Raw genomic sequence first — 1,313 nt, forward strand, 5'->3', positions numbered from 1 at the left:
CTGAACCGCACCGGGTTCGTTGGAGAGTGTTATGTGTGGTTTTCAGTTGCTTCGTGTGGCTTGGTGTGAACGGTAGTACATCGTCTCGTACTCGATCGGCGGGAGGTTGCCGATGCTGCCGTGGAGTCGTTGCCGGTTGTACCAGTCGACCCAGGTCAGGGTGGCGATCTCGACGTCGTCGAGGGTCCGCCAGGGCCCGTCCCGCTTGATGCACTCGGTCTTGAACAGGCCGATCGTGGACTCCATGAGCGCGTTGTCGTAGGCATCGCCGACCGTGCCGACGCTGGGGGCGGCACCGGTTTCAAGGAGCCGGTCGGTGTAGCGAATGGACACGTACTGACTGCCGGCATCGCTGTGATGGACCAGTCCGTGCAGGTCGGCGGTCCCGTCACGGTCGCGGGACCAGATCGCCATCTCCAGGGCGTCGAGGACGAGGCCGGTGCGTTTGTGGCCGGCGGCCTGCCAGCCGACGATCTTCCGGGAGAAGACGTCGAGGACGAAGGCGACGTAGACGAACCCGGCCCAGGTGGCGACGTAGGTGAAGTCGGTCACCCACAGCTGGTTCGGACGGGAGGCGGTGAAGTCCCGGTCAACCAGGTCCCCGGGCCGCTCGGCCGCCGGGTCAGCGACCGTGGTTCTCGTGGTCCTTCCGCGGACCGCGCCGGCCAGGCCGAGCGAGCGCATGAGGCGCTCGACGGTGCAGCGGGCGACCTCGACGCCCTCGCGCCGCAGCTGCCGCCAGACCTTCCGGGCACCATAGACCTGGCGGTTCTCGTCGTAGACGCGCCGGATCTCGGCCCCGAGCTCGTCGTCCCGCAGCTGACGCCGGGACGGCCGGCCCTCGCGCTTCTTCGCCGCGTAGTACGTGGACGGAGCGAACTGCAGCACCTCGCAGACCGGCTCGACCCCGAGCTCCTCCCGCACCTCGTCGACGAACGCGGTCATCTCGGCAGTCGCGGGTCGAGCTCCCGCGCGAAGAAAGCCGAGGCGGCCTTGAGAATCTCATTCGCCCGCCTCAGCTCACGCACTTCGCGTTCGAGCTCGGCGATCTTCTGCGCGTCCGTGGTGCTGGTCCCGGGCCGTTTGCCGTCGTCGACCTCGGCCTGCCGGACCCAGTTCCGCACGGCCTCGCGATTGATCCCGAGCTGGTCAGCAACCCGGGAGATCGACCCGGTTCTCACACCGGTCTGCTCACGTATCTCGAACACCATGCGGACCGCTCGCTCACGGAGCTCGTCCGGGTACTTCCTCTTCGCTGGCATAGGTCCCAATCCTCCAGGATTCGAACCCTCCAACGAACACGGGGCGGTTCA

The 1,313-nt window shown here is 67.1% G+C and carries 1 protein-coding gene and 1 other annotated feature; the gene reads right to left on the reverse strand.

Going from position 1 to position 1,313, the window contains the following annotated elements:
* Positions 1-42 precede the first annotated feature (42 nt).
* Positions 43-1,262, reverse strand: a protein-coding gene (locus IE244_RS41495; protein WP_229854917.1) for an IS3 family transposase whose coding sequence is annotated in 2 segments (ribosomal slippage) — positions 43-983 and positions 983-1,262 — 1,221 coding nt in all. Because the reading frame shifts where the segments join, the coding sequence is not laid out codon by codon here.
* Positions 871-984: a sequence feature (AL1L pseudoknot), on the reverse strand. (Overlaps the previous gene by 114 nt.)
* Positions 1,263-1,313: the final 51 nt, after the last annotated feature.

The organism is Streptomyces filipinensis (genome assembly GCF_014649495.1).
Lineage (GTDB): Bacteria > Actinomycetota > Actinomycetes > Streptomycetales > Streptomycetaceae > Streptomyces > Streptomyces filipinensis.